Source organism: Bartonella sp. AA86SXKL, assembly GCF_042196885.1.
Genome location: NZ_JBHIRE010000304.1, coordinates 1 through 264 on the forward strand (window position 1 = coordinate 1; position 264 = coordinate 264).

A 264-nucleotide genomic window follows, 5' to 3' on the forward strand; every position below is an offset into this window, starting at 1 on the left:
AACATGAGGGAGAAGTTTATGAATCATCACTTCTGTGATTTCTTCGGTTGTTAAATTTCCTCCTGATGAGGCGATAAGTACAGGATCAAGAATAACAGGAATATGAGGATAGTCTTTGAGTACATTACAGATTGCTATAATAATTTCTTGTGTTCCTGTCATACCGATTTTTATCGCTCTTATTGGATCGGCTTCTAGAGCACTGCGCATTTGTGCGGCAACAAGTTTTTCACTCATTGGAACAATTTCAGCAACGTGATTATC

The 264-nt window shown here is 37.9% G+C and carries 1 protein-coding gene; it reads right to left on the reverse strand.

From position 1 onward, the window contains the following. Positions 1 to 264 (reverse strand): bifunctional hydroxymethylpyrimidine kinase/phosphomethylpyrimidine kinase (locus tag ACFIO5_RS11685; RefSeq protein WP_375705501.1); only part of this gene is annotated, 264 nt, incomplete at both ends.